Source organism: Alphaproteobacteria bacterium, from assembly GCA_017308135.1.
Lineage (GTDB): Bacteria > Pseudomonadota > Alphaproteobacteria > CACIAM-22H2 > CACIAM-22H2 > Tagaea.
In genome coordinates, this window is record JAFKFM010000013.1 from 101,883 (window position 1) to 128,878 (window position 26,996).

The window sequence follows — 26,996 nt, forward strand, 5'->3', positions numbered from 1 at the left end:
GTCTTTACGCGTTTCAGGTTGATTTCATGCATCGATTCAATGGGGCAGTGCGCGTTGCGTGCGCATGGCTTATCCTCACAATTCCAGCGATTGCTGCGGAACGGTCGCGACCGATCTCATTGCCGCAAGCCTTACAGCGCGCGTTGGCTGCAAACCCGCGCCTCACCGCCGCCGAGCGGGACGTCGGCATCGCCGGCGGGTTGCGGATTCAGTCAGGCGCGTTGCCAAATCCTGAAGCCTCGTTCGAATTGGACAACGCGCTGGGATCTGGGCCCTACAGGGGAACGCGTTCCGCGGAAACTAATCTGCAACTCAGTCAGCTAGTCGAACTCGGCGGCAAGCGCGAAGCCCGCATTGCCGCAGGCCAGGCCGGTGTCGGTTCCGCGGTCTGGCAGCGGCGGGCGACACGGCTGGAGGTGCTGTCCGAGACCGCGATCGCCTTCATTACCGTCATCAGCGCGCAACGCCGGATCGAAATCTTCGACGAACAGATTGCGAGCTTCGATCAATTGATACCGCAATTGCAGAAGCGCGTGGAGGAAGGCGCGTCGTCGCCCGCGGAAACCGAGCGCGCCCAGGTGGCCGCCGACCTGTTCCGGGTCGAGCGGGAGCGCGCCAAGACGCAATTGGCGACCGCCCGGCGGGATCTCGCTATTCTAATGGGCGAAAGTATTCCCCATTTCGGCAAAGCGATTGGTCGGCTGGCCCTTGTCGGGCAGCCCCCATCGTTCCAGTCGGTCCTCAAGGCGATCGAAGCCAATCCGCAGTTGATGCGCTGGACCGCCGTGACCGCGCAGCGCAATGCCGAGTTGCTGATCGCGCGTTTGAAAATCATTCCGGACGTCCGCCTGTCTGCGGGATGGCGTCACTTCCAGGACACCAACGACAACGCGGTACGGCTGGGAATATCGATTCCGTTACCCGTGTTCGACCAGAACAGGGGCAACGTCATCGCGGCTCAGGAAACCCTCGCCAAGACCGCAGCCGAACGTTCGATCAACAAACTGGTTCTCATCAGCATCGCCGGACGAGCCTACGATTCGATCAACGGGGCACTGGCGGAAATTAAACTGTTGCGCTCCTCGGTCATTCCGAAAGCCCGTAGCGCCGCCGCAACCATCCAGAGCGGCTATGCCCAGGGCCGCTTCACCCTGCTTGAATTACTCGACGTCAAGGGCTCGGTCCTTCAGGCCCTGGTGCGCGAGCAGGAAGCCCTGCAAAACTTCCATATCGCTGTCGCGACCATCGAAGGTCTCGTCGGCAATCCGTTTTCGCTTACCCATCAGAGTTCAAGATGATCAAGGCATTCGCCCGCTATTTCGTATTTCTCCTGGTCGCCGCCGGACTGGTCTATGGCGGCTACCGGCTGTTGAAGCCCGCCACGTCGACGCCGACGCCAACCGAAGCCTCGGAAAGCGAGCACTCCGACAGCGTGGCTCTCAGCGACGCCAAAGTTGAGGCGTCGGGCATTGAGCTTGCCAAGGCGTCGTCTGGCGTGTTGCGCAACAGCATGTTCTTGAACGGAATCGTGCAACCCAACCAGGAATTGCTGGTGCAGGTGACGCCGCGGTTTGCCGGGATCGTCCGCGATGTTCGCAAGCGCATCGGCGACAAGGTCCAGAAGGGCGACATTCTCGCGATCATCGAGAGCAATCAGAGCTTGACGCCTTACGAATTGAAGGCGTCGCTGGCTGGAACTGTGATCGATCGCCAGATCACGCTGGGTGAATACGCCTCCGAGCAGAAGCCAGCGTTCGTCGTTGCGGACCTGTCGACGGTGTGGGTCGATTTTTCGGTGTATCGGCGTGACCTGAACCGGGTCAGCGTCGGCGACGAAGTGCTGATCGACCCCGCCGATGGCGGGACGCCAATCGGCGCCAAGATTTCCTATCTGTCGCCGGTCGGTAGCAGCGACACCCAGAGCGCCATCGCCCGGGCCGTGGTCCCGAACACCGGACAGCGGTTGCGTCCGGGCCTGTTCGTCACCGGGCGGTTGACGCTGTCGGCAAAGAAGGTCGGCGTCGCGGTGAAATCGTCGGCGCTTCAGACTGTCGAGAACCGCACGGTGGTGTTCGTGCGCAACGGCGACAAGTTCGAGGCGCGCGACGTCGAAGTCGGCCAACGCGATCCGCAACTCGTCGAGATCACCTTCGGCGTCCTTGAGGGCGACGTCTACGCGGCACAGAACAGTTTCATCGTGAAGGCGGAAATGACCAAGGGAGCGGGCGGCGATGAGCACTGACAATGGAATGATTTTGATCACCGCGTTGATCAGGCCTCATATGGAAGGTCACGTCGTCCGCGCGCTTCACGATCTGGCGGATTTTCCAGGCTTCACCTTCGATGAGGTTCGCGGCCAGGGCCGCGGGCGGGGACAAGGCGGGACCTACGTCGCGAGCGACGAGGACATCACCTATCACCAGTGCCTCGAATTGAGATTGGTGTGCCGGACGGATCAGGCCGACGGGATTTGCCGCCGGATCGAAGCGGCGGCTTGGACAGGACGAAAGGGCGACGGCGTGGTCTACACGATGCCGGTCAACACCTTCGCCCGGATCAGGGAAGCGGGAGCAAAGGAGCACCGCAATGATTGATGCGATCCTTTCATTTTCCATTCGGCAGCGGTGGCTGGTGATGATCGGCGTGTTGCTGATGGCCGCGTTCGGCGCATGGAATTTCACTCGCCTGCCGATAGATGCCGTTCCGGATATCACTAACGTTCAGGTCCAGATCAACAGTAGCGCGCCCGGCTATTCGCCGCTCGAAGTCGAACAGCGAATCACGTTTCCGATCGAGACCGCCATGGGGGGCCTACCGCATCTCGAGAGTACGCGCTCGCAGTCCCGCTACGGCCTGAGCCAGGTGACCGTCATCTTCAAGGACGGCACGGATATCTATTTCGCACGCCAACTGGTCAACGAACGAATTCAACAGGTCAAGGACCAGCTTCCCACAGGCGTCGAAACCGGGATGGGGCCGATCTCGACCGGTCTTGGAGAGATCTATCTGTTCACGGTGGAAGCCAAGCCCGGCGCGCGCAAGGCCGGGGGCGGAGAGTATACCCCGAGCGACCTGAGGACCATCCAGGACTGGATCATCAAACCGCAATTGCGCAACGTGCCGGGCGTCATCGAAGTCAACACCATCGGTGGTTTCGAACGGCAGTTCCAGGTGCTGCCGGATCCGGCGCAGTTGATGGCCTACAAGCTCAACTTTCGTGACGTAATGACGGCGCTGGCCGCGAACAACGCCAACGTCGGCGCCGGCTACATCGAACGCAACGGCGAGCAGTACCTGGTCCGGACGCCCGGTCAAGTGGCTAACGTCGAGGAAATCAAGGAGATCGTCATCGGGTCGCATAACGGTGTGCCCATCCGAATCTCCGACGTCGCGGAAGTTACCGAAGGCAAGGATCTGCGGACGGGCGCGGCAACCATCAACGGCAAGGAAACCGTGCTCGGCACCGCCATGCTGCTGATCGGCGAGAACAGCCGCGCCGTGGCGCAAAGCGTGGCCGCCAAGCTCAAGGAGATCGGCAAGTCATTGCCGGACGGCGTGATTGCGCACACGGTCTACGACCGCACGCACCTGGTCGAGGCGACGGTCGCGACCGTCGAAAAGAACCTCGTGGAAGGCGCCCTGCTGGTGATCGTGATCCTGTTCCTGATCCTCGGGAACTTCAAAGCGGCAATTGCCACGGCCTGCGTCATACCGCTCGCCATGCTGTTCACCATTACGGGCATGGTGGAGAACAAGGTCAGCGCCAATCTGATGAGTCTTGGCGCGATCGATTTCGGCATCATCATTGATGGCGCCGTCATCATCGTCGAGAACTGCTTGAGGCTGCTCGCAGCGGAGCAACACCGCTTGGGTCGTCTGCTCAGTCGCGAAGAGCGTTTCGAAACCATTCTCGCGGGCTCGCGCGAAGTCATCGGCCCCAGCCTGTTCGGAACGCTGATCATTGCCGTGGTCTATCTGCCGATCCTGACCCTCACCGGCGTGGAAGGAAAGATGTTCACGCCGATGGCGCTGACCGTGCTGATGGCGCTGACCGGCGCTGCCATCCTGTCGATGACGTTCGTGCCCGCTGCCGTGGCGCTGTTGGTGACGGGCAAGATATCGGAGCACGAGAACTGGTTCATGCGCGGCGCGCGCCACCTCTATACGCCGCTGCTCAACGCGTCGATCCGCAACCGCTTCGGCGTCGCGGCGATCGCGGCATTGTTCGTGATGGTCTGCGGCATCGGAGCCACGCGCATGGGCTTTGAATTCATTCCGAGTCTCGACGAGGGCGACGTGGCGCTCCAGGCCATCCGGATTCCGGGAACGAGCCTGACGCAATCGCTTGAAATGGAAGCAATGCTCGAAAAGCGCTTGCTCAAGATCCCGGAGGTCAAGGAGGTGTTCGCGCGAACCGGAACGGCGGAAGTCGCGACCGACCTCATGCCGCCTTCGACCTCGGACGGGTATGTCATGCTGAAGCCACGGAAGGAATGGCCCGACCCGGAAAAATCGAAGGCGGTCGTGGTTTCGGAAATCCAGGAGGCGGCCGAGGAAATTCCCGGCAACGTTTACGAAATATCGCAGCCCATCGAGCAGCGTTTCAACGAGTTGATCTCGGGTGTCCGCAGCGACGTCGGCGTCAAGATTTTCGGAGACGATCTCGACCTGCTCGTCCAATCCGCCGCCAAGGTGCAGGCCGTGTTGCAGAACGTTCAGGGCGCTGCTGACGTCAAGACCGAGCAGGCGTCCGGGTTGCCGGTGCTGACGGTCAAGCTTAACCGCCAGGCGTTGTCGCGCTACGGCATCAGCGTCGGCGACGTCCAGAACCTCGTCGAGATTGCGGTCGGCGGCAAGAAGTCAGGCCAGGTCTTCGAGGGCGACCGCCGGTTCGACATCGTGGTCCGGCTCCCGGAACATCTGCGCCTGGACATCGAGGCGATCAAGGCGCTCCCGGTGCCGCTGCCACCGCTCGACAATCAAACCAAGGCCACGCCTGCGGTATGGAACAACTCTGCGCTCGCCCAGATCCGGTACGTGCCGCTTTCTGAACTCGCGCAAATCGATGTGGCACCCGGGCCGAACCAGATCAGCCGCGAGCAGGGTAAACGTCGCATCGTCGTCACTGCCAACGTGCGCGGGCGCGATCTCGGTTCGTTCGTCGCCGACGCGGAGCAGCAAATCGAGGCCAAGGTCAAGCTGCCGGCCGGCTACTGGATCGGATGGGGTGGCCAGTTCGAACAACTGGTTTCGGCGACGCAGCGGCTGACTATCGTGGTGCCGATCGCGCTGCTACTGATCTTCCTCCTGCTGTTCATGAGCTTGGGCTCGATGGCAGACGCTCTGCTGGTGTTTAGCGGGGTCCCGCTGGCCCTCACCGGTGGCATCATTGCGTTGCTGTTGCGCGGCATTCCACTGTCGATCAGCGCCGGAATCGGTTTCATCGCACTGTCCGGCGTCGCGGTGCTCAACGGCCTCGTCATCATCACGTTCATAGAGCGCCTCCGCAGGGAAGGACACGCCCTTGTGGATGCGGTGCGTGAGGGCGCGCTGACCCGGCTGCGGCCCGTCCTGATGACTGCGCTTGTCGCTTCCCTCGGGTTCGTGCCGATGGCGATCGCGACAGGCGCCGGAGCGGAGGTGCAGCGGCCGCTGGCTACGGTCGTCATCGGAGGAATCATCTCGTCAACCATTCTTACGCTGCTTGTGCTGCCCGCTCTCTATGTCCTGTTCCGGCGCGAGGACCTTGAGAACGGTGAATTGAAAACGTCGGAACCGAACGGAGTGAAATCATGAAATACGTTCTCCTGCTTATCGCCGCTTTGACGTTCGCCGCCCCGGCTTCGGCCGAAGAATACGAAAAAGGACCAAACGGCGGCCTCATGCTCGACGTCGCCGGCATCGACGCTGAGCTTCTTACCGCCGGGACTACCGTCACCATCAACGTCTTCGTCCCAAACACCCCAAAGCCGGTATCTACAAAGGGCTTTACTGCAGCAGTGCTCATCGCGGGCGGCAGCGGACGGGAGACGGTCACGCTCTCTCCTCAGGGCGAGAATTCCCTCAAGGGTGACGCGAAGGCAGCGATACCGGCGGGTGCCACGATCACTTTGACCATCAAGACCGCGGAAGGAAAATCCGGACAGGCAAAATTTAAGAAGTAGAGCGGACGGTGAGTACGGTTCCGATGTGGAGCGCACAGGAAACTTCAGGCTGCGACGGCCGCCACGCGACCGTCGCAGCCCATGGTGTCGATCGGAAGGTTCGACGTCCGATCCTGTGCTTCATATTGACGGCGTTTGCATTGATGACATCCTCCACGGCGGACCTGAGGGCAGAAGGGCGAACTGCCAAGATCGTCGGCCTGGGCGCCTCGACCTGCAAGCAGTTCAACGGCGACGTCGTATCCAATCCCATGGTGCGGAGGGAATATCTAGCTTGGGCCCAAGGCTTCATGAGCGGAATCATATTGAGCAGGCCGCCGGGCGTGGATGAAGGCCTCGATCTCAATCCGGCGACCTTCGACCTGATCACTCAATTGCGGTTCCTCGAAGATCTCTGCGCGCGAAACGAGGCGCTCGATTTTTCCGAGGCTGTCGAGGCGCTCTACAAGCGGCTCAGACGGGAGGGCAAGACGTGAACGCACGCTACGCTGCACCCTCGACCTCGCGCTCCGGAAGCCCCAACCATGACTGAAACCGCTATGCTCGCCAAAGTCCGTCTACGCGTGGAGGGCATGGACTGCACCTCTTGCGCAACAAAGATTGAAAATGCCCTGCACCGCATGCGCGGTGTCAGCGATGTGATCGTGTCCGTGTCGGCGGGGACGGTGACGGTCGTCACCGACGACGACGAAGACCTAATCCGAAATCAGATCGTGAAACTCGGATACAGGGTTACAGGCAGTGAATTTGTCGAGAATACATCCGCCCGAGCAACGGGTGGCGGAACGTCGCTGGAACCCCGTCCGGAAAGTCGTGAGCCCGCTGGCGACGGCCAAGCTTGGTGGCAAACAAGGAAAGGGAAGCTCACCATCGGGTCGGGGTTGGCGCTGGCGACGGCCTTCATAATCGGCAAAACCGCTCCGGCGACCGAGCACTGGGCGTTTCTGCTGGCGATGCTGGTAGGTCTCGTTCCCATCGGACGTCGTGCAGTCGCCGCCGCGGGCGCCGGGACGCCGTTCTCGATCGAGATGCTGATGTCGATCGCCGCGGTGGGCGCGGTCATCATCGGAGCGACCGAAGAGGCAGCAACCGTCGTTTTCCTGTTTCTGATCGGGGAACTGCTCGAGGGCGTTGCCGCGAGCCGTGCCCGTGCCAGTATCCAGGACCTCACCAAGCTCGTTCCGAAGACGGCCCGCCTCGAAGAAAACGGCCAAATCCGTGAGGTCCAGGCCGACACCCTGGAAGTGGGTGCGACGATCCAGATAAGGCCCGGCGACCGGGTTCCCGGCGACGGTGTCATCCTGTCCGGAGAAAGCGCGATCGACGAAGCGCCGGTCACGGGAGAAAGCACGCCGGTCCGGAAGCGACCGGATGCGACCGTGTTTGCCGGCACCGTCAACGGCGACGGCCTGCTGCGCGTGCGGGTGACTGCCGCAGCCGCGGACAACACGATCGCGCGCGTGGTGCGCCTCGTCGAGGAGGCGCAGGAGTCGAAGGCGCCGACGGAGCGTTTCATCGACCGGTTTTCCCGCTTCTATACGCCGGGGGTGGTTGCGGCCGCCGCGTTGGTCGCGGTCGTTCCTCCTTTAGTGTTTGGAGGGGAATGGAGCGGGTGGATCTACAAGGGTCTGGCCATTCTGCTGATCGGGTGTCCTTGCGCCCTGGTCATCTCCACCCCCGCTGCAATCGCCGCCGCCCTGTCTGCCGGCGCCCGCCGGGGATTGCTGCTGAAGGGTGGCGCAGTTCTCGAACAGATCGGCAAGATCACCGTGGCCTGTTTCGACAAGACTGGCACGCTCACCTCCGGCAAGCCCCAGGTCACGGACATCATCGGCTTCGCGCGCAGCGAGGCTGATGTACTGCGCTTCGCTGCGGCGCTCGAGTCGGGGTCGAGTCACCCCCTTGCTACCGCAATCCTGACCCGGGCGGCAGTAAAGCAGATCTCGCTTCCGCCGACCTCCGACTCGAAGGCGATCGGCGGAAAAGGGATACGTGCGACCGTGGAAGGAGCGGAAGTATTCCTGGGATCGCCCAAGGCCGTCGCGGAATTCTGTCCTCTAACAACCGAGCAGGAGACGCAGATCGCAGCCCTGAACGACGAAGGCAAAACCGTTTCGCTCGTCGCGCTCGACGGGAAAATTGCGGGTGCGATCGCGATGCGCGACGAACCCCGTCCAGACGCGAAAAGCGGGCTCAAGCTTTTGACGGACGCGGGGATCCGGACTGTGATGCTGACCGGCGACAATCGGCGCACCGCGAACGCGATCGGCAAGCAATTGAGCATCGATATCGAAGCGGAACTGCTGCCTGAGGACAAGCAGCGGATCGTCGGCCAGTTTCAAAAGGCGGGCTGGTCGGTCGCAAAGATCGGCGACGGCATCAACGATGCGCCGGCACTCGCAGCAGCCGATGTGGGTATCGCTATGGGCGGAGGGACGGACGTCGCGCTCGAAACGGCCGACGCCGCCGTACTGCACGGGCGGGTCGCCGACGTTGCCGCAATGGTCGACTTGTCGAAGCGGACGATGATCAACATCCGGCAGAACATCGCGGTCGCTCTCGGGCTCAAGGCCGTCTTTCTTGTCACCACCGTCGTCGGATTGACGGGGTTATGGCCGGCCATCCTCGCAGACACCGGAGCGACGGTTCTGGTGACGATGAACGCCTTGCGTTTGCTCCGCTTGCCCACGACCGAGCCGTTCCAGTCTTGAGGAAGAAGAATTGAATGCTTTCCTGAGTGCCCCAACCCTGAGAGTGACGCGATGTTTCAAGCATTGAGCCGACTGTCCATCACGGAGGCGGCGCGTCATGCGGTGACTCAACTTGCGGTCATCGCTCTCACGCTCGGACTGACAACAGGTGGCGCCTTCGCAGCGGCAGGCGATGCCGGTGGTACTACCAGGTTCGATCTCGCGCTGCTTGTCCGGATCGCCGTTGCTGTCGCGCTGGCTTTCCCCATCGGATGGGAACGCGAGTTTCGCGGTTCGGAGGCCGGCGACCGTACCTTCATGCTCGTCAGCCTGGGAGCGGCCGCGTTCACGGCCGTTGGCGTCGAGAACTTTCCGGCGACCGCGGAGAAGATAATGGCGGGCGTCGTCACCGGTGTGGGTTTCCTCGGCGGAGGGATGATCCTCAAGGACGGCGGCAACGTTCGCGGCTTGACCACGGCAGCGGCCATTTGGGCAACGTCGGCGGTTGGCATGCTCGCAGGGATTGGCGAACTCCTCATTGCCGGACTAGTGACCGTCTTGGTCATCCTAATCCTGGAACTGCAATTCCTTCCTTTGATCGGTCGGCTCGATGCGCGGCGCTGGCGACCGAAGGAAGCTAAGCGGGAAGGGAATGGGCATGAGTTTTGACAGAAGTCACTGAATCCGAACGGGATAGCAATGAAGCGCTTTTTGGTCCTCATCGCGATCGCGGCATGTGCCGCTCTACCCGCCTTGGCTTTGCGAGCAGCGAATTGGCGTCTCGGACCGGTCGTTGACACTGCAATCTTCGGCGTTGCGATCCTCGCTGCCGGATTTCTTCTGTCGTGGGGTGCGGAAGCGGCCGAGCGGCACATCGCGCAGGGCCTGATCCTTGCGGCCGTCGCCTTGATAACGGTCCTTCCAGAATATGCGGTGGATATGTACTACGCTTTTCAGGCGGGCCAGGCCGGCCCGGAGTCGCCGTACGTCCACTATGCTGCGGCCAACATGACCGGCGCGAATAGGCTGCTTGTCGGCGTCGCATGGCCGCTTCTGGCACTGCTGCACTGGCTCAAGGATCGGCATCGCGCCATCGAACTGACAAACGACAACGCAATCGAAGTCTCGTTCCTTTTGCTCGCCAGCCTCTACGCGTTTGTCATTTTGTTCAAAGGCAGCATTACCCTTTTCGATTTCACGATGTTGGTGGCAATCTATGGAGGATATGTCTGGCGCGTCCGCAACGTTCGCAAAAGCGAGAACCCGGACGGAGAGGACGAACCCGGACCTGCCGCGGCGCTCAATGAATTGCCGCTCCGGACGCAGTGGATAGTTATGGCAGGCCTCGGGCTGGCCGCCTGCGGAATTATTCTCTGGAGCGCCGAGCCTTTCGCGGAAGCCTTGATCGAAGCGGGCCGCGCCTTCGGCATCAACGAATTCCTTCTCATCCAGTGGTTGGCGCCGCTCGCCAGCGAAGCACCCGCCGTATCTATCGCCGTCCTGTTTGTTCTAAAGGGGCGGGCCGCGGGCGGACTCATCACCATGATCAGCGACAAGATCAATCAGTGGACGCTCTTGGTCGGCATGCTACCGCTGGCGATGACCGTCGGCGCCCGCGGTGCGACAGCACTGCCGTTGGACGCGCGACAAATTGAGGAGTTTTTTCTGACTGCCTCTCAATCCCTGTTCGGGGTCGCACTGCTCATGCGGCTGCGTTTCAGTCTTCTGTCGGCGACCGCACTTGCGCTGCTGTTTTTGATTCAGGTGAGCTTGGCCTACTACTTCAGGAACGAGGAAATACGCACGATAGCCACTCTGTCGGGCTTAGCCTGGGTCTATCTGGCGCTTGCTTCGGTGCTCTTCATATGGAACGGCCGTCGATTACTAGAAATAATTCGCTTCACTCTTGGGTCGTCAACCGCGGCTGCAAATCCCAAGACATCGAATCCGGCTCGGGGTGAACGCTGATCCCTTGGAACCAGGCGTCAGAAAGCTCGAGGCAAGCATTTGCTCTAAACGTTCTAAAAAATCGTGCGGCAAGACGGACAATGACCGATGGAGGAATCCTATCGGCGTGGACCGTCAGGTGGATCCTATAACTAGCTTCGGTGCAGATAGTCTGGAGTCGGCGCTGCGCGACAACTGGGTTTCACGGACATCAATCTCTTCACTCGATCAAAAAAAGGAGATCAAAATGGGGTTCGATCAATATCACGAACCGCCGGAAGAACTTTCGCAGGAAATGCGCACATTCGCTCGGATGATCACGTCGCTCATAGAGGAGGCCGAAGCTATTGGCTGGTACGAACAGCGGATGTCGCTCGAAAAGGACAAGGAGGCGAAAGCCATCATGGCGAATGCACAAAAGGAAGAATTCAAGCACTTCGGGATGAACCTCGAATTCCTCCTGCGCCGCAACAAGGACTGGCGGACCGAACTTCAGAGCATCCTCTTCACGACGGGGGACATCGTGAAACAGGGAGAGGCGGCCGAAAAGAAAGTCGATTAGGCATGTCCCGGTGGGAGGCCCTCATGGAAGACAAGCGAAAACTGCGGCGAACGCGCGTTTTGAAGGCCGGAATGATCTCGTTCGGCGGCGCGGCCATCGATTGCACCGTCCGAAACCTGACGGCCTCCGGCGCACTGCTCGAAGTGGAGAGTCCGCTCGGCATTCCGCACCATTTCATCCTGGTAATCCCTTCGGAAGATATCTCGCGATCCTGTCGACTCATCTGGGCCTCCGAACGCCGCATCGGGGGCCGCTTCGATCGAACCGACGACGGCGCACCGAAGCAAAAAAGGAGGATCGTTCCGTGAAAGCGCCTCGACGAATTTCGCTGGCGGGTGCGCTGCTGCTGCTCGGCTCGCTGCTGACATGCGGGCAGTCGACCGCTCGCGGCAGCTTCGCCACTGAGAACCCGTGGGCATCCGAGCATATTGAGGGACTTCCGGCCGATATACGACGGGGGATTTTCGCGCGCGAAAGCGCGTGCGGCAGCGCGGCGGCTGCGGGGCATTACTTCTCGGTCTCGATCGAGGCGGGAGGCCTACGCTTCGTATCGCTGCACTTTGAAGACTTTGCCTGCGCGAACCGCGCCGCCGTTTGCAATGGCGGCGGGTGTCTGCACGAAGTGTACCTGGAATCACGTGGCCGACACCGGCTCGTCTTCAGCGTGCGCGCGCGCGATCTGAGGATGTTCGAGGACGGCGGGGCCGTCGGTCTGATGGTGACCGGAGGGAAGTCGGACCGTTTCTTTCGATGGGACGGACATCGTTTCGTTGCGGCCATCGGGAAGGGATCGCGGCAACTGCCATTGCCGATCATCGGACATCCTCATTCGGGCGGGCAGGACGTCGTCGCGACGGGCGAAGGCTTCGTGAGTCGGATCGAGCTTCTTCGTGCTGCTGGTCGAACTCGAAACGAAACTGCGCGATGCGATCGGCTCGAACACCGTACGTGGACGCCAGCACCATCGCACGTCAAAGCAGGTCGTCGCTTTCAGCCAGGATGAAATGCTGCCGGCGTCGTTCACGACCCTGCAGACTCAATTTCGAAAACACCGGACTCATTATTGATGGGACCGGCCTCAAAATCACTCAAACGGCACAAAAAATTCGAACCACCGAACGAGCCAAATGTTCCATAAGATGTCTTATGCGAATCCATTTTCATTATGTATCTCAGCTATGTGGCATACCTATTTTCCATAATGATGGGTTTCCATGTTTTCCCAAAAGCCGCGAGAGCGATCCTGCGCTTCACGACGAATATCATGGTCGCCATGCCTGCATCGCTTAATTGGGGGCGTCACCCTTTCTTTCTAATTCGCTATGTCGGAGTTGCCACAAGCCGCCGTGCAACCAGATGGCTGGCAATGTCGAACGTTAGGTCCAGTTAAATGGCTCCTTGGGTCTTGCCTTGCGGCGCACCATTTCTCTGGAATCATCCCGTCCTCATCCTCCCCATAAATCCCGCAAGGCCGGGAGCGGTTGTCCGCCACACGAGAGGTCTGACGCTAGCGTGAGCGCCACAAAGCACGTATCAATTTTATTCGACAACCTGCACCGCCCCTCGGAGATCCCCTTTGCAGTTCACGGTCATACCGTATTCGCGCAGTTCTCGCGCGGAGCGCGACATTGCTGGCGGTCGGCAATGCTTTCTCGTCGCCGATAATTGGGACGACTATTCGTATAAAACGGCGTTCTCGCTCGTCTACCTTGACGGCGACGGCACCCGTCACGACATCGGGGCCGTCAAAATCATGCGGCGTAGCATGAGCCACGGGTACACCCAGATCGAAGACGGCTTCGTCGCCCTCGGACAGGAATATGCGTCGCTTGGACAAAGCCAAGAATATTACGAAAATCTGATTGCGGTCGATGAAGAGGATCGCATCGCGATCTTGGAAGCACTGCAGGACGTGGTCTGGAATGATGACATTTTTGCCGCCTTCCAGAACGAAGCCGCGTTCGAGACGTCGCTTCTGCGCTCTGTTTCTGCGCGAGAATTGACCAAGCTCAGAACCATTGCGCACGAGCAAGCGATGCTGACGCCGTTCCATTTTCGCTACAAGTTCCCGGAATCGGATGATGCCGTCATCGAGGTTCAGGTGACCCCCAACGCGGTTCCGCCGACAAATATTCATGCCATCATCGGCCGCAACGGCGTTGGAAAGACGACACTCCTTCGTTCGATCAGTACCCTGCTGCGTGTCGGCCGGAAGCGATCACTCGGACGCCTGACCTTCATCACTGATGACGATGAGCTCAGCGGCGAGGAAGGCTTCGCAAATCTTGTCACCGTTGCTTTCAGCGCTTTCGATGAATTTGACCCCGCGATTCCGAACGACGGGACGGCCACAGGTCTGCAATACGCCTATATCGGCCTGAAGAAGAACGTGCGTTTGAAGAGCGGCAGGCGCGAGGCGCGAAATAAGACGACAGCCGATCTGCGCGCCGACTTTGTCGCGAGTACTCTCAAATGCCTGCGCAGCTCGCGAAAGCCGCGATGGCGCTCTGCCATGCGCGTCCTGGAAGGCGATCCGCTTTTTGCCGCGCTGCGATTGGAACGACTTGCCGACTTGCCGCAAGACGACTTCGAGGACACTGCAGTTCAATTGTTTGACGAGGCAAGTTCCGGCCACAAGATTGTCTTGCTCACGATGACGCGGTTGGTCGAACTGGTCAGCGAGGGAACGCTGGTTCTGATCGACGAGCCTGAAGCCCATCTTCATCCTCCTCTCGCCGCATCGTTCGTCCGCGCGCTCTCGGGTTTGCTGGCGCAACGCAACGGCGTTGCCATTCTGGCCACTCACTCACCCGTCATTGTTCAGGAAGTCCCCAGCAATTGCGTGTCGCTGTTTTTCCGCGATGGAGCAAGTGTTGAGATCGAGCGCCCTGAGGTCGAAACCTTTGCTGAGAATGTCGGGTTGCTGACACGCGAAATTTTTCGGGTCGAATTCACTGAGAGCGGATATCACGCGCTGATCTCGGATGTCGTTTCAAGATCAAACACTTTCGACCAGGCACTGGCGGCGTTTGAGGGCCATTTGGGTGCTGAGGGCCGCGCGCTAGTGCGGGCGCTCTGGGAGGAGCGCTGAGCCGTGATTGCGATTTCATGTCCAACTGATGATGCAGAGGCGGTGTTTCGCGAGTCGGCGGCGCGCACCCGTAACCCGGAGCTTCGAAGCGCTCTTCTCGCCCTGTCCGAGCGGATCAGCGAGCGTGCGACCGAATATCTGGACTTGGCGGTCCGCGCAGAGCTATTCCGACTGATGGCTGAGGACCCGGACGGCGTCAGCAAAGAGGATCTTTCGAACGTCTACGATCGCGTTCTCGTCCGTGGCAAAGGCCGCCCGGTCTACGACCGCCTGCGGGCAGGCGCGAAATATCGACGTTGCCCGCTCTGTGGCGCGCGAGATGTCAAAACGCTCGATCACTATCTGTCGCAATCGGAGTATCCCGAGTTTGCCGTGTTTCCGGCCAATCTTGTGCCGAGCTGTTCGGATTGTAACAAGGTCAAGCTAGCACATGCGCCTCGCACGCACGCCGAGCAGACATTTCATCCGTATTTTGACGATTGGAGTTCGCACCGCATTCTCCGTGCAGCAATCGATATTACCAACACGGTGCAGGTGAGCTTTTCCATCGAACAGGTCGCCGGTGTGCCGGCAGCACGCATAGCCAGAGCTCAGCAACACTTTGAATTGCTCGAACTCGGGTCGTTGTACGCGGGAAGTGCCGCAGTCGAGCTGGTCGAATCCAAGGACACCTTTCGGCGCAACTTTGCTGCCGGTGCAGACATCCTTCGGTCGGAACTCAACCACACCGCTCGCAGCCGCCAGCGCGGAAATCTGAATGCGTGGCGCGCGGCGCTCTATTGGGGCCTTGCGGCGAGCGACGACTTTTGCAACGGCGGGTTCAAACTGATCGAGGAAAGCTGATTTATCTGAAGAAAAGCGGTCGGTTCACGCTGAGGGCAGAGGTCATCTTTTCCAGAGTCACTGCGGCAGTTGCTGGATCAGCGCTCAATCGAAACGTCATTCTTCCTCCGTCTCCGGCTCATCCCCAAACGACCGGTGAAGGGACAGCAGCGTGTTGGCGGCCTCTTGCACCAGATTGCTCCCAGATCGGGTCCCGAGATGCAACGTCTTCATCATAGCTCCGAAGTTCTCATCCTGTTGCCCGCTGGCGGACGCAAGAATGTCGCGGACGTCGCAGCTATCACCCGGAGTGGATGGCGGGGATTCGCCCAGCGAAAGCGGCTTGCGTTCGGATTTTGGAGTCCCGCGCCGCGCTGTAATGGTAAGCGGCCCGGGGTTCAATGGAGCTGATGGCCTGGCGGTATCGGGTGACTTCTTCGGCGTGCGTTTTGCCGAAGGCCGGCGCAGCTGCCGGACTTTCGCCGGCGCGGCCGCGGTGATCCCGACACTGGTGTCTGCGCCCTCGACCGCCTCTGGCGCCGGATTGATGGCGCCGCCCAGCACTTCGTCCTGCCACGCCCGCAAGGCGGGAAGCTGTGGAGGGTGCCCCTTCGTTGCTTGATAATACCGGCGATACGGCTTGTCGACGTAATGCCGAATCTTCGTCAATTCGAACGATCGTGAGTTCTTGACCATCAGGATCGACAGCCGCGCGGACATTTCTCGAAGCTCAAGCGGGTTGCGCAGCGGCCGCGGCGTGTAATGCGGCGCCCAGACCCGCGGCGCGAAGATGCCCTGCCCCGGCCGCTTGATCGGTGTTTTGTAAATCTGCGTCGTCTCGCCCAGCATCTCGGAGACAAACTCCGACGTTTCGAGATCGTTGATCTGGATGAACAACTTGATCTGCGAGCCCGACACCGTGGTGATGCGCGTGTTGCGGCCGTAGAGCTCGTCGAGCTGCGCGATGTCTTGCATGACGATCGCCATGCGGAAGCCGTAGCCGGCGCTGATCGTGATCTTCGAGATCAACGAGTCCATCCGCCCGACGTGGTAGAATTCGTCGAGCATCAGCAGCACCTGATGGGGCTCATCGTCGCCAGGAATCTTCACCATCAGAAGATCGTGGATCTGCTGGAACAGAATTCGTATCAGCGGCCGGAAGATCGAGAGTTCTGCGATGGTGCAGCCGATGAAGATCGTCATCGGCTGGCGGCGTAACTCGCGAATATCGAAGTCGGACGTCTCGGTCGCTGCGGAGATCAGCCCGTTATTCCACAGCGACATCGCCATGTTGACATTGAAGACGGCGCTGTTGCGCGTCTCAGGTTCCAAGGCGATATACTGGTTAAAGCTGTCGACCACCCATGTCGGCAAATGCGGCCGTTCGGTCCTCACGATGGCGCGCAGCACCGATGAAATGTCTTTGCCGGTCGTGGTCATCCGCGCGACGCTGCGCATGTGCTGAGCACCAGCAATCAGAGGCGACGACAGCACGTAGCCGATCAGGGCAGACAGCAGGAGCCGCCCTGCCCCGGCCCAGGTATCGTCCGCCTTTTCAGGGATCACGAAGGAAGCGACGACCAGGCAGTCGGTCGCCATGCGCTCGTCACGTCGCACGAAATCCAGCGGGTTGTAGCGATGGGTGTCATTCGAGCCCGGCGAAAACATGAAGACCTTGTTGCCCATCGTTGCCCGATGATTTGCTAACGCGCCGAAGTTCTCCCGCTTGGGATCGAAGAACACCGCCGAACCCTGCCAGAAGTAACCGTTCGGGAGGACAAAGCCGGTGCCCTTCCCCGAGCGTGATGGACCGACGACGAGGATATGGGCGGGCTCGTCGGAGCGGATTGTCGCCCCGCCGAGCGTTCCGAGCACGATGCCCTGTTTGGGTGTGAGGCCTTGCTTCGCCGCCTCGATCAACGTGCCAAAGCGCGCGGCGCCGTAGGGCATTTGCCGGCGGTTGATAAAGGCGAATAGCAGTCCGGCCAGTCCCAGCGCGCCGACGGCGGCTGCGGCATAGCCGGCGCGAATGAGCGCTTCGACCCGTGTCGGCGCGAAGATCACGCGGTCATAGAAATGACGCCAGGCCACGAGGAAAAAGTCAACCGAGCGGTCGGCGTTCTGCATGCGGAAAAGAACCCAGCGGCTCGCGCCTTCGCTGGGAAAACGCGTTGGCGCCCAGCGGAGCGCCACGACGACTTCGTAGGCCATGCTCCATAACAGCCAGAAGGCGAGGAGAAGAAGGACCGCGATGCCGATCCTATAGGCGACGACGCGCGCCATGGCGGCCTTTCCCCCCTCGCCGTTCCTGACGCCATTCTTCGACGCGGGAAAAATAGACGGCCGAGGTGCCGCGCCAACCGCCGACTTTGGTCTGCTGGACCACGATGGGCAGCACCGATTTGATGTACCCGACGATTTCGTCGCGCCGCAGCCCGAGACCTGCTTGCATCACCATCAGCGCGAGCTGCTCGAACGCCCCCGCCGGGCTGTCGGCATGCACGGTGGTGATGCTGCCCGGATGGCCCGTGTTGATCGCGCGCAAGAACGAATAAGCCTCGGCGCCGCGAATTTCGCCGAGAAAGATGCGGTCCGGTCGCAAACGCATCGAGGCTTGCAGGAGCGTTTCAACGGTGACGCGGGCCTCCCCTTGATCGCCCTTGGAGGCGACAAGCGGCAGGTAGTTCTTCTGGATCGGATTGACCTCCCGCGTGTCCTCGATGGTGATGATGCGCTCGTCGACCGGTACTTCCTTGAGGATCGCGTTCAGAAATGTCGTCTTCCCCGAGCTCGTTCCGCCCGACAGCAGGATCGAATAGCGATTGACGACGGCAAGCCGGATGAACTCCTCGATGCAGCCGGCGTCGAGATGCTCGCACAGCCGTCGGTCGGTTTGCGACAGCGATCCTTCGCTGGCTGTCGTCACCTTGTCGAACGATCCGAGCTTGCGATAGTCGTCGAGCCGCATCTCCTTGATAACTTGCTTGCGGATCGCGAAGGCGCCTCCCGCCGTCGTCGCAGGCGGCATCACGCCCTGAAACCGCTCCCCTGTCGGCAGCGCGGCCGAGAGCAGCGGATGCTCCTCATTGACGCTCTGGCCGGAATGACCGGCGACCCGTTCAGCCAGATGACGAATGGCATGCTCGGTCAGAGCCGGCACCTCATGCCGCTCCATCGCCGAGTGACCAAACCGCTCGACCCAGACCTCGCCCGGACCGTTGGCGCAGATCTCGACGACCTGGTCGTCGTCGAGCCAGGGTCGGATCGGGTCGAGCGCCCGGTCAATGAAGACCGTCAGACTTCGTGCCAGCGCGTTCACGCTTCAGCTCCCTCAGGGCTTCCTTGACTGGGTCCGGATAGAGCGCGGAGAAGTCGAGGTCGCGCCGCACGAAGACGATGATCCGTGTGCCCTGGTCGAGATAGATCGTTGGCGGAATGTTGATCGAGTTGCGCAGCGCTTCCTGGGCGATGTTGGTGAGCGTCTGCGACACGTTCTGCGCTGCGATCTCGCGTGCCTGCAGACTCAGCTGGTTCTGATTCACGCCCGTCTGCGTCTGCGTCACGGCGCCTGTGACGGGATCGGTCGTGGTGATGATTGTGCCGTTGCCGGTGTTGTTGGTGTTCTGACCGTAGGCGCTGAGGAATTGCGCGGCGCCGCCCACGACGGACAGCAGGATAGCGGAGCCGAACCGCTCCAGATAATGATTGTCGACGAAGCCCGCGTTGCCGGCCCGCCCAAGGTCGTCCGTACCGTTCGAGCCGAGCTGGACCGAGACGCCGTCCGATCGCAGCATCCGCGTCCAGACGACAAAGACGCGCGTCTGCCCTTGCGCGATCCCTGATTTGTATTCGCCGATAAGCCGGCTTCCGGCCGGGATCAGCACCCGGCGCCCGTCGAACGACCAGACATTCTCGCTCACGACCGCCCGCACCATGCCTGGCAGATCGCTTTGAACGGCCGTCTCAAGCACGCCGCGAATCATCGTGCCTTGGGCCACCAGCGCGTCGATCCGGTTGCTCTTGCTGGCGCGTGAGACCTCTACGCCGGCGGCCGAAACGGACGCCAAAAAACGACGATTGGGGTCGTCCTCCGGAGCTGTGGCGGCCTTGGCTCCATCGTCCGGGTTTGCGGCATTCGTTGCCGCCGATGCGTTGTCGGCGATCACCTGGGGCGCGCGCAGGCGCTCCCATTTCCGCCGCTCTTCCTCCTGGCGCTGCCGTTCGAGCTCGGCGAGACGGCGCGCCTCATCGTCATTCGGCGGTGCACCAGCCAGCGGCGGCTCGGGCGGCGGCGGCGCTGGCAGCGCCAAGGGCGGGGCTACCGGAGGAGGTGGCGGTGCCTGTTCGACCGGCGCCTGCGGAATGACGATCGTGCCCTGGTTGGTCTGAGGGCGCGGCGTGGACAGCGATGGCGCCGGAAACTGCGTGGTGGTGAATTCCTCTTTATCCGGGGTCGTCAGCGTGGGCGAACGCCGCACCACCGACCCGTAGATCATCCAGGCGGCCACCAGGAGAGCACCGATCGGCACCCCGAATTTCAAAAAACTGCCAAGCGCGGTGCGCCCGCGCGCAACGGACGTCGCGGCCGCCGCCTCGAGTTCGAATGAGCGATAGTCGTCAGGCGTGGGCATTGTGCGTCAACCTCCCAAAGCCGTGGCCGATCCCACACGCTGCGGCGCATAGGGCTCGAGGCCGTTCGGCTCATGCACGTTGGTCAGACGCCGGTTGAAAATGCAGGTCGATTCCTGGCCGTTGCGCAGCGTCCACTGCGGCGATACCTTGTCGACGATGACGTAAGGCCCCTCGGTCCGGAAATTGACGAGGCTTTCGTTGCGCTCGGCGTCGACGATATAGATCGCCGGCGTCTCGCCCTCGAAGCGGAACCAGGTCTTGGTCCCGTCATCGAATGCGGCGACTGGCTTGTTTACCGACGAGCCTTTGTAGCCGTAATCGCTGTTGGCGTTGGCGATATTCAGATCCTTGAGGTTCGGATTGGCGGCGCGCTCTTTGGCTTCGGCTAACAGCTTCGCGCTCGCTTCATCATCCGGAAATCGGAACCGCACAGCGTAGATCTGCCCGCCGGGCGGCCGCGTGTTCGACCGCAGCAGGAACGAATAGATGCGCTTGTCGGTGACGACGTTGAGGTTCGATATCGCGTTCTTGTCGACCGGCTTCACGAAGATGATGTCGCCTTTGCGGTTGGGTTCGACCTTCCAGGCAATCGAGTCGCCGAGCGCCAGCGTTTCGATTTTCTCGTCCGGCTGCAGCTCGATCATCGTCGAGGTGCCGTAGCTGGCGTCGATCGCGGTGACATTGTCCTTGTTGTAGATGACGTCGCGCACCCGCGAGTCGACGCGGCCCGGCCGTGGCAGCGCCTCCGCGAAGGCGGAGCCCGCCGAGACGCACAGAATGAGACTCAAGACGACGCAACGCTTGATCATTGCTGCGCACCCACCGTTCCTGGCGAAGGCGCTGTCTCCTGGTCGCGACGATATTCGAGGACCTGGAAGCCGAGCGGATTGTCGAATCGCCATTCATTGCGCATCGGCGCGGTCGTATAGCGAAAGCGCACCAGCGAGACCCAGTTGCGGGTGATGATGTTGGTCGACGACTTCTCCTCGGTAGAGAAGCGAGCTAACGCGGTGCGGTTGTTCGGAAACGTGACCGACTTGATGGTGACGGCGACGACGGTATTGGAGCCGTAGACTTTCACGGGATTGACGGGATTGGCCGGGGAATAGATTTCCGTGAGTTCGCGCGCCGCGTCCCCTGTCGCGAGCAGCTGCGCCAGATCGAAATTGTCCTTCAGCGCCTTCGGATCATAGGTCTCCCGCGCCTTGATGTAGCGTACGACATTGAATGTCGTGACCGCCTCGTCCTGGGTCAGCGGACCCTCGGCCATCGACCGCTTCACCTCGACGAAGCCGGTGGTCTTGTCGACCACCACCATGTAAGGCTCATAGGTCTTGAGCGGGACCAGCAAAGCCAGGGTGCCGAGCGCGCCAACGGCTACGATCGTCATCACCGCGGCGACGATCCAGGCGAGTGCGCGCGAGTTGCGGTTACGGCGTGCGATATCCCGCTCCCACGTGGCGCCATCCGTGTAATAGCGCGGATCAACCTGTACGGGCTCTGGGGCAGTCATCTCTGTCATGGCCGGCCTCCGCCACTCGGCGCCGGCGGGACGCCGGCATTGCGGAGCTGATCAGCCAAGCGGCGAAATTCCGCGGATTGTGCCCAAGAGCCGGCGCGCAGACCAACACGCGCCCGTTGGCGCGAGGCCAGTTCCTCACGCCGCGACATCGAGGCAGGATTGAGCGGGTTACGGAACGCAAGGCGAGCCCGGTTCGCGGCCGCACCGAGCCGATAGCCGGTTGCGGTCGCGAGCACCGCACCGATGCGCGGCGCGAAGATCGGGACGCCGCCGGCGATCGCCGCGGCCATATTGTTGATTTGGCTGAGCAGCAGGATGCCGATGATCGCGAGCAGCACGACCGGACCGATGGTGGCCCAAGTGGCGGATTTGGAATTGGCGACGCCATTCAGCGTATCGATCGTCTGCTGGATCAGCGAAACGTAAAAAGCGAGGAACGCGTAGACCAGGACCTGCACCAGGAAATACTGGACCAGCGAACTCATCCAGCCGCTGAAAAATCGCGTCGTGACGCCGAACAGCAGTAGGATGATGAATAGCGGCGCCAGTGCCAGCAGCAGCCACATGAACATCTTCGACAGCACGATCAGGAAGAGTGCGAAGCCGATCAGGATCGCCATCACCACATAGAAGACCGCGGCGAAGATATAGGGTCCCCAATTGGTGATGCCCGCGTTTTGAAGAAACGCCTCCGTGGCGCTGTTGGTCGTGTTCCACATATTCTGAAGCGCCGACTGCACTCCGTTGACGGAGTTCAGATTTGCGGACGTTCCGGTGTTGTTGGCGGTGGTGACCGCGCTCAGCAACGCGTTGCCGATGGCGGAGGGACCATCGTTAAGGAGATTATAGGCCAGCGTCTGGAAGTCGCCCCACTTCGTGGCCATGGTGTAGATCAGCACCGCGCGGAACAGCCGGAACGCGTGGTCGGCGGGGCCGCCGGTCGCGGTGCCTTGCCAGATGCCGACGCCCCAAAAAATCACGTAGAGCGTGAGCAGCAACCCGGCGACGCCAGTCGCGCCGCCTGAGGTCGCTGCACTCGCCAGTGCCTGATAGGCGGTCGAGACATAGTTCTGGCCGAGCTGGTCGACCGATTGCAGCAGTGATGTGATATTGAAGGTGTTGCCCATCGCCCCTCTCAGATCGGCCGCATGGGACCGCAGCGATCGAGTCGCTGGAAAGCCTCCGCAACGGGCGGTGTCGTAAGCTCCGAATAGGCGAGCGGCGTCCCGCCTTCGTCGGGCGAGCATGGCGCCTTCAGCGGCTTGTAGGCGCAACCGCCGAGCGCGGCGGCCATCACCGTGATGATGGCGAATGTGGCGATAATCTTCACTGGGCCGGCGCCTTCGGTTGGCTGAATGTCATGGCGCGCGAGGCCGCTTTCGCCGCGTCATTCTCAGCCCCGCTCGCTCCGGCGCGAAGGCCGGAGGCGGGAGTTGGCGGAAGCGCGTAGCGGCCGATCGCGATGCCGCCAACGAGCGCGAGGATTGCGATAAGGATCAGAGTACGTCTGGACACGAGTCCCCCAATGCTGCGGTCACTGCTGTGTGAATTTCATCGCCCGGGCGGCCGATGACTCAGCGGCGATCCGATCGAGGTTTGCTTGATTGGCGGCCGCCGCAGCATTGTTGACGACGCCGTTGAGCTCGTTGATCGTTTGCCCGGTCTGGATTTGCACCTGGGTGTTCTGGTCGACGCTGCCTTTGAGGTCCTGCGCCTTGCCGATCTGCTGGCCGCCTTGCGTGAAGGCGGATGATCGCTGTTGAACAGCACCTTGCGTCGAGTTGATCAGTCCGGACAGCGTTGCAGCAACGTTGACGGAGTTTTTGTATGCCGTATCGGCGGGATGGGCCTGGCCGCTGACGAGACCGGTAATGGTCTGCACCAGCTGCAGCCCGTTGATGAGCGTCGAGACGATGTTCTGAGACGCCGATCCCATGCCCGCGAACGACAACGCCCCGCCCGAAATTACCGAACCGAGGGAAGGCGCTTGCGCCATCGAGAAGCCGCCGCCGAGCGCCATCTGGGCGAGCGTGCCTTGCGCCTGCGAGGAGCGATCGCCGGTGACAGCCTGCAGGGTCTTTTGCGTGAACTGGAGGATCTGTTGATCTGCCGTGAGGATCTGCTGCGTGCTGGTCGCGATCTGCTGCGCCTTGGCGAGATTCGCGCTATCGAGGACGGGAACTTGCGCCATCGCCGGCGGCGCTCCCGTCAAAGCCAGCGTCAACACGGCGAGCATGAATATCCAGCGCATCGGAGTCTCCCTATCGGCTGTTGGCGGAAATCGCGGCAAGCGCCGCGGTCACATCGGCGATCGTTAACGCCGCGTTCGTGCCGCCACCGCCGGTGTTGGTGGCGTTCTGGACTTGGGCGAGGTAAAAAATGACGTTGCCGTCGGTGTCGACATAGCGCGCGCTCACGCAGGAGGGGTCGGGCGACGAGCCGGGGGGCGTTGTCGAGCAGACCGATGACGTTCGACAGGGATCGGCCGCCGTCCCGGATCCGATCATGCCGATGGGACAGACCGGGCCTGATGTCGCCTGCGCCGCAGTGGTCGTTGCGCGCATGCCAAGCGCCGACCGGCTCATGTCGCTCGTCATCGCCAGATTCAGGCCATTGAGCGCCGTCACCCAGAGATTGGCCGAGCTGATCGCGCTGTTCCAAGCAAGGTTGTTTTGCAGCCGAGCCGCGCTGTTCATGTCGATCGCGGCCATCACCGTCGGCGCGGTTCCAACCTGCTGGCCGGCTGTCTTGAACGCCGATTGAGCCGCCGTCATTGTCGAGCCGCTGGCGTCGAGCCCGGCCACCACGTCCCCGCTCGACTTGAACAGGGTCTGGCTGTTGAGCGCAGCGCCCTGGGCGATTGGATCGGGCGTCGCCGGCAGGTCGGGGCCGTAAGATTGGATCGCCTGGCTGCCTGCGCCGCTTTGCGGCTGCACAGTGGGGTTGGTGATGGTCGCTTTCTTGCCGGTGGTCACCGCGCATTTGACGCCGCTATTGGCGTCCTGCCGTTGCGTGGTCACAGGCACGAGCTTCACGGTCGTGCCGGCCGTCTGCGAGCGCTGCGTCAATTGCGCTGCGTCGTTGACCGGAATATCCGCTAGCGCGGGCGTGGCGCCGGACAACAGGGCAGCCGCGACGATCGCAATCCGGAGCTTCATCCCTGGCTTCTCCCCATGAAAATCGGCAGCCACACGGCCGGGTCGTCGCCGACGCGCGCGCGGAGCGCGTCGAGCTCGGCGACCGTCTCGGTGCGCCCGGACAGCACCTTGATCATGTCCGGCATGCTGGCGAGGTTGAGCCGCGCCACGACGCTGTCGCGGCCATGCTTGATCAGAAACGAACGACTTTCCGGGACCGTGCCGCGGATCCAGGCGACCTCGCGTCCGGAGAGGCGAAAAGCCTTCTGGTAGCTTTCGTCGTCGGCCTTTGGATTGGGAAAGAAGATGTTGGTGCTGGTCTGTTCGATCAGCGTGTTCGACGCCTTCGACCGCACGATGTCAGCGGCAGACTGTGTGCCGAAACCGACGATGCCGTTTTGTTTGCGGATGGTCTTGAGCTTGTCGCGAATGAAGAAAGCGAACACCTCATCGTCGAGGAGGCGCCAGCCCTCATCGAGGAAAATCATCACCGGATCGCCCGTCAGGAGCTCGTCCGTCCTGTGGAAAATATACATGAGGGCCGCAGTCCGGATCACCGGATCATCGAGCACCCGCGTCATGTCGAATCCGAACACGCTTGACAGCGAGAACTGATCTTCCTCATTGTTGAACAGCCAGCCCCGCTGGTCGGGGCGCATCCAGCTCTCGAGACGCGCCAGCAGATCGCCCTCGCCGGCGCGGATCCGGCCGCGGAGCAGGGTCGAAAAGGCCTTGAGTGTCCGACCGGCCGGCCCGCCGGTGAGGGCCGCGGCGATCGCGTTGCGGATCACCTGCTCCTCCGACGCACTCAGATCTGCTCCGTTCGCCGGGCGCAACATGAAGGCGAACAGCTGATAGAGGAACTCGCGATTGGGTGCGCTATCTGGCAGCGACAATGGATTAAATCCAGTCGCCTCACCGGGCACGAGGGTCTCGTATTGACCGCCGAGCGCCCGGATGAAGATCTCCGCGCCGCGATCCTTGTCGACGAACAGCAGCTTGGGTCGCGGCTGTACACGCTGGGTCTGCGCCGCGATAAAGGACAGAAAGACCGTCTTTCCCGATCCGGTCGGTCCCACGACGGTGAAGTTGCCGATGTCGCGAACGTGATGGTTATAGTAGTAGGCGGTCTGCGACGTTGTCTCGAACACCGAGATGGCGGGGCCCCAGTGGTTGCCGTCCGGCCGTCCGCTCGGATAATTATGTAATGACGTAAATCCCGCAAAATTCTTCGACGAAATCACGCCCTTTCGCGCGATATAGGCAAAATTGCCCGGCAGCTGCGCCCAAAAGGCCGCCTCGCAATTGAGGTCCTCTCGGGTCCAGATCACCGAACGATCGGTGAGCGCCGCGCCGACCGCCGTAACTGCGGCCCCGACCTCGCCGAGGTTGCGGCCCAGGCACATCACCGTCATGTGGTGCTCGCCATAGATCGCCTCCGACGCAAGCAGTTCGTCGCGCGCGTCATCGAGATGCTCAGCGACGATTGAGCCGGCCTCGTCCGACATATCGACCTGGCGCGACACGCGGTCGATCTGCTTGGCGGCTTCGGGACGGTCGACGATGGCAAAGGTTTGTGTCGCGATGAACTCGTGCGGAACACGCAATAGATTGTCGAACGAGCCGGGACCGGTCTGCGCCGGGTATTCGCGGATCGAAACCATGGCGCCGAAACGGGTATCCTCGGGTCCGGCGCCGCGGATCTCGATTGCGTTGCGACCGAAAAAGAGTCGCTTCATCGAGAGCGCATCCGCGATGTTCATGCGCGGGAGGTGCATCGGGCGCGGTATGCCGCCGTTGAGCAACTGCACCAGGAACTCCAACGGCTCGGAAAACCATATTCCTTCGCGGCGAACCACGCCCAACTGGCGTGCCCCGTATCCGGCGAGGTTCTCGCGAACCGCAGTTGCGGCGTCACGAAGCTCGGTCAGCGCCGTTTGCCCGGCGACCGACTCGCCAGCCTCGTCCTTGCGGCCGAGCAGCTTCGTCAGCATGACGTCGAAGGTCCCGGCCTGGCCCTGCAGCGGGCGCCGGACGATGGTCAGGTAAATGTCGTTGACGAACATGCGCCGCTGGGACAGCGCCGCATCGTAACGCTCGTCGAGTTCGCGACACAACGGATTGTCGAAGGTCGAGTCGATCCGTGGCTGTACCTCGCGCCGGATGATGTGGCCGGCCAATGCGAACCGCGAATTCGCGAGGGTGCGGACGACGTCGTTGCGGCCCAGCAGGCGCGCGTTGACCTCGCTCATGTCCGAGGTCTCGAACGAATAACCGTCGAGCTTGAGGATGGTCATCACGAGGCCATCCCGCGTCTTGATGATGTGGTCATCCACGTGCCGGGTATAGGGCAGGTGCGATGCGACCGGACGCTCACGCCGTGAGACGGCGCCGTAGGTCAATTCGTCAAGCAGGGCACGCGCGACCAT

At 61.6% G+C, this 26,996-nt stretch carries 23 protein-coding genes and 1 pseudogene; 14 read left to right on the forward strand and 10 right to left on the reverse strand.

The annotated features are described in order from the left end of the window. The first annotated feature begins 26 nt into the window (after positions 1–26). The 14 genes and pseudogenes from J0H39_23015 to J0H39_23080 all read left to right on the forward strand — a co-directional run bounded on the left by J0H39_23015 (position 27) and on the right by J0H39_23080 (position 15,297). Entirely contained in the window at positions 27–1,298 is a 1,272-nt protein-coding gene (locus J0H39_23015; GenBank protein ID MBN9499634.1) for a TolC family protein, read from the forward strand. Further along, on the forward strand, positions 1,295–2,242 hold the full coding sequence (locus J0H39_23020) for an efflux RND transporter periplasmic adaptor subunit (GenBank protein ID MBN9499635.1): 948 nt from the start codon (positions 1,295–1,297) through the stop codon (positions 2,240–2,242). The genes J0H39_23015 and J0H39_23020 overlap by 4 nt, the downstream gene beginning before the upstream one ends. After that, positions 2,232–2,594 carry a P-II family nitrogen regulator gene (locus J0H39_23025; GenBank protein MBN9499636.1) on the forward strand — a complete coding sequence of 121 codons (363 nt, stop codon included), beginning with the start codon at positions 2,232–2,234 and terminating at the stop codon, positions 2,592–2,594. Before J0H39_23020 ends, J0H39_23025 begins: the two co-directional genes overlap by 11 nt. Beyond that, complete coding sequence (locus J0H39_23030) at positions 2,587–5,796, forward strand: CusA/CzcA family heavy metal efflux RND transporter (protein MBN9499637.1); 3,210 nt, start codon at positions 2,587–2,589, stop codon at positions 5,794–5,796. The genes J0H39_23025 and J0H39_23030 overlap by 8 nt, the downstream gene beginning before the upstream one ends. Continuing rightward, positions 5,793–6,164, forward strand: a complete 372-nt coding sequence (locus J0H39_23035; protein MBN9499638.1) for a hypothetical protein — start codon at positions 5,793–5,795, stop codon at positions 6,162–6,164. The genes J0H39_23030 and J0H39_23035 overlap by 4 nt, the downstream gene beginning before the upstream one ends. A 143-nt stretch (positions 6,165–6,307) precedes the next feature. Further along, the gene (locus J0H39_23040) at positions 6,308–6,640 is read left to right on the forward strand and encodes a hypothetical protein (GenBank protein MBN9499639.1); all 333 of its coding nucleotides are present in this window, start codon (positions 6,308–6,310) and stop codon (positions 6,638–6,640) included. A 48-nt stretch (positions 6,641–6,688) separates the two neighbouring features. Continuing rightward, positions 6,689–8,875 carry a cadmium-translocating P-type ATPase gene (gene cadA / locus J0H39_23045; protein MBN9499640.1) on the forward strand — a complete coding sequence of 729 codons (2,187 nt, stop codon included), beginning with the start codon at positions 6,689–6,691 and terminating at the stop codon, positions 8,873–8,875. A gap of 51 nt (positions 8,876–8,926) precedes the next feature. Next, entirely contained in the window at positions 8,927–9,523 is a 597-nt protein-coding gene (locus J0H39_23050; protein MBN9499641.1) for an MgtC/SapB family protein, read from the forward strand. A 30-nt stretch (positions 9,524–9,553) separates the two neighbouring features. Continuing rightward, positions 9,554–10,822 carry a sodium:proton exchanger gene (locus J0H39_23055; protein ID MBN9499642.1) on the forward strand — a complete coding sequence of 423 codons (1,269 nt, stop codon included), beginning with the start codon at positions 9,554–9,556 and terminating at the stop codon, positions 10,820–10,822. A 226-nt stretch (positions 10,823–11,048) separates the two neighbouring features. Continuing rightward, on the forward strand, positions 11,049–11,363 hold the full coding sequence (locus J0H39_23060) for a hypothetical protein (protein MBN9499643.1): 315 nt from the start codon (positions 11,049–11,051) through the stop codon (positions 11,361–11,363). 23 nt (positions 11,364–11,386) lie between these two features. Further along, complete coding sequence (locus tag J0H39_23065) at positions 11,387–11,671, forward strand: PilZ domain-containing protein (GenBank protein MBN9499644.1); 285 nt, start codon at positions 11,387–11,389, stop codon at positions 11,669–11,671. A 14-nt stretch (positions 11,672–11,685) separates the two neighbouring features. Further along, positions 11,686–12,123 (forward strand): annotated as a pseudogene (locus J0H39_23070) (hypothetical protein). Positions 12,124–12,939: 816 nt separating this feature from the next. Then, positions 12,940–14,454, forward strand: coding sequence for an AAA family ATPase (locus J0H39_23075; protein MBN9499645.1), 1,515 nt, complete (start codon positions 12,940–12,942; stop codon positions 14,452–14,454). A 3-nt stretch (positions 14,455–14,457) separates the two neighbouring features. Then, positions 14,458–15,297: a hypothetical protein gene (locus tag J0H39_23080; GenBank protein MBN9499646.1), complete on the forward strand. Its 840-nt coding sequence runs from the start codon at positions 14,458–14,460 to the stop codon at positions 15,295–15,297. A 96-nt stretch (positions 15,298–15,393) separates the two neighbouring features. Here the strand turns inward: J0H39_23080 and J0H39_23085 are convergent, their stop codons facing one another. The 10 genes from J0H39_23085 to J0H39_23130 form a co-directional block, all read right to left on the reverse strand. Further along, a complete protein-coding gene (locus J0H39_23085; GenBank protein ID MBN9499647.1) occupies positions 15,394–17,559 on the reverse strand; it encodes a type IV secretory system conjugative DNA transfer family protein in 2,166 nt (721 codons plus the stop codon). Next, positions 17,537–18,595 carry a P-type DNA transfer ATPase VirB11 gene (gene virB11 / locus J0H39_23090; protein ID MBN9499648.1) on the reverse strand — a complete coding sequence of 353 codons (1,059 nt, stop codon included), beginning with the start codon at positions 18,593–18,595 and terminating at the stop codon, positions 17,537–17,539. Before virB11 ends, J0H39_23085 begins: the two co-directional genes overlap by 23 nt. After that, positions 18,558–19,907, reverse strand: a complete 1,350-nt coding sequence (gene virB10, locus J0H39_23095; GenBank protein MBN9499649.1) for a type IV secretion system protein VirB10 — start codon at positions 19,905–19,907, stop codon at positions 18,558–18,560. The genes virB11 and virB10 overlap by 38 nt, the downstream gene beginning before the upstream one ends. Before the next feature lie 6 nt (positions 19,908–19,913). Next, positions 19,914–20,717, reverse strand: a complete 804-nt coding sequence (gene virB9 / locus J0H39_23100) for a P-type conjugative transfer protein VirB9 (protein MBN9499650.1) — start codon at positions 20,715–20,717, stop codon at positions 19,914–19,916. Continuing rightward, entirely contained in the window at positions 20,714–21,430 is a 717-nt protein-coding gene (locus J0H39_23105; GenBank protein MBN9499651.1) for a virB8 family protein, read from the reverse strand. Before J0H39_23105 ends, virB9 begins: the two co-directional genes overlap by 4 nt. Continuing rightward, on the reverse strand, positions 21,427–22,557 hold the full coding sequence (locus J0H39_23110; protein MBN9499652.1) for a type IV secretion system protein: 1,131 nt from the start codon (positions 22,555–22,557) through the stop codon (positions 21,427–21,429). Before J0H39_23110 ends, J0H39_23105 begins: the two co-directional genes overlap by 4 nt. A gap of 8 nt (positions 22,558–22,565) precedes the next feature. Next, complete coding sequence (locus tag J0H39_23115) at positions 22,566–22,760, reverse strand: hypothetical protein (GenBank protein MBN9499653.1); 195 nt, start codon at positions 22,758–22,760, stop codon at positions 22,566–22,568. 204 nt (positions 22,761–22,964) lie between these two features. Further along, positions 22,965–23,681 (reverse strand): conjugal transfer protein, encoded by a 717-nt coding sequence (locus J0H39_23120; protein ID MBN9499654.1) that lies wholly within the window; start codon positions 23,679–23,681, stop codon positions 22,965–22,967. Positions 23,682–23,691: 10 nt separating this feature from the next. Next, entirely contained in the window at positions 23,692–24,588 is an 897-nt protein-coding gene (locus J0H39_23125; protein ID MBN9499655.1) for a hypothetical protein, read from the reverse strand. Beyond that, positions 24,585–26,996, reverse strand: coding sequence for a VirB4 family type IV secretion system protein (locus tag J0H39_23130; protein ID MBN9499656.1), 2,412 nt, complete (start codon positions 26,994–26,996; stop codon positions 24,585–24,587). The genes J0H39_23125 and J0H39_23130 overlap by 4 nt, the downstream gene beginning before the upstream one ends.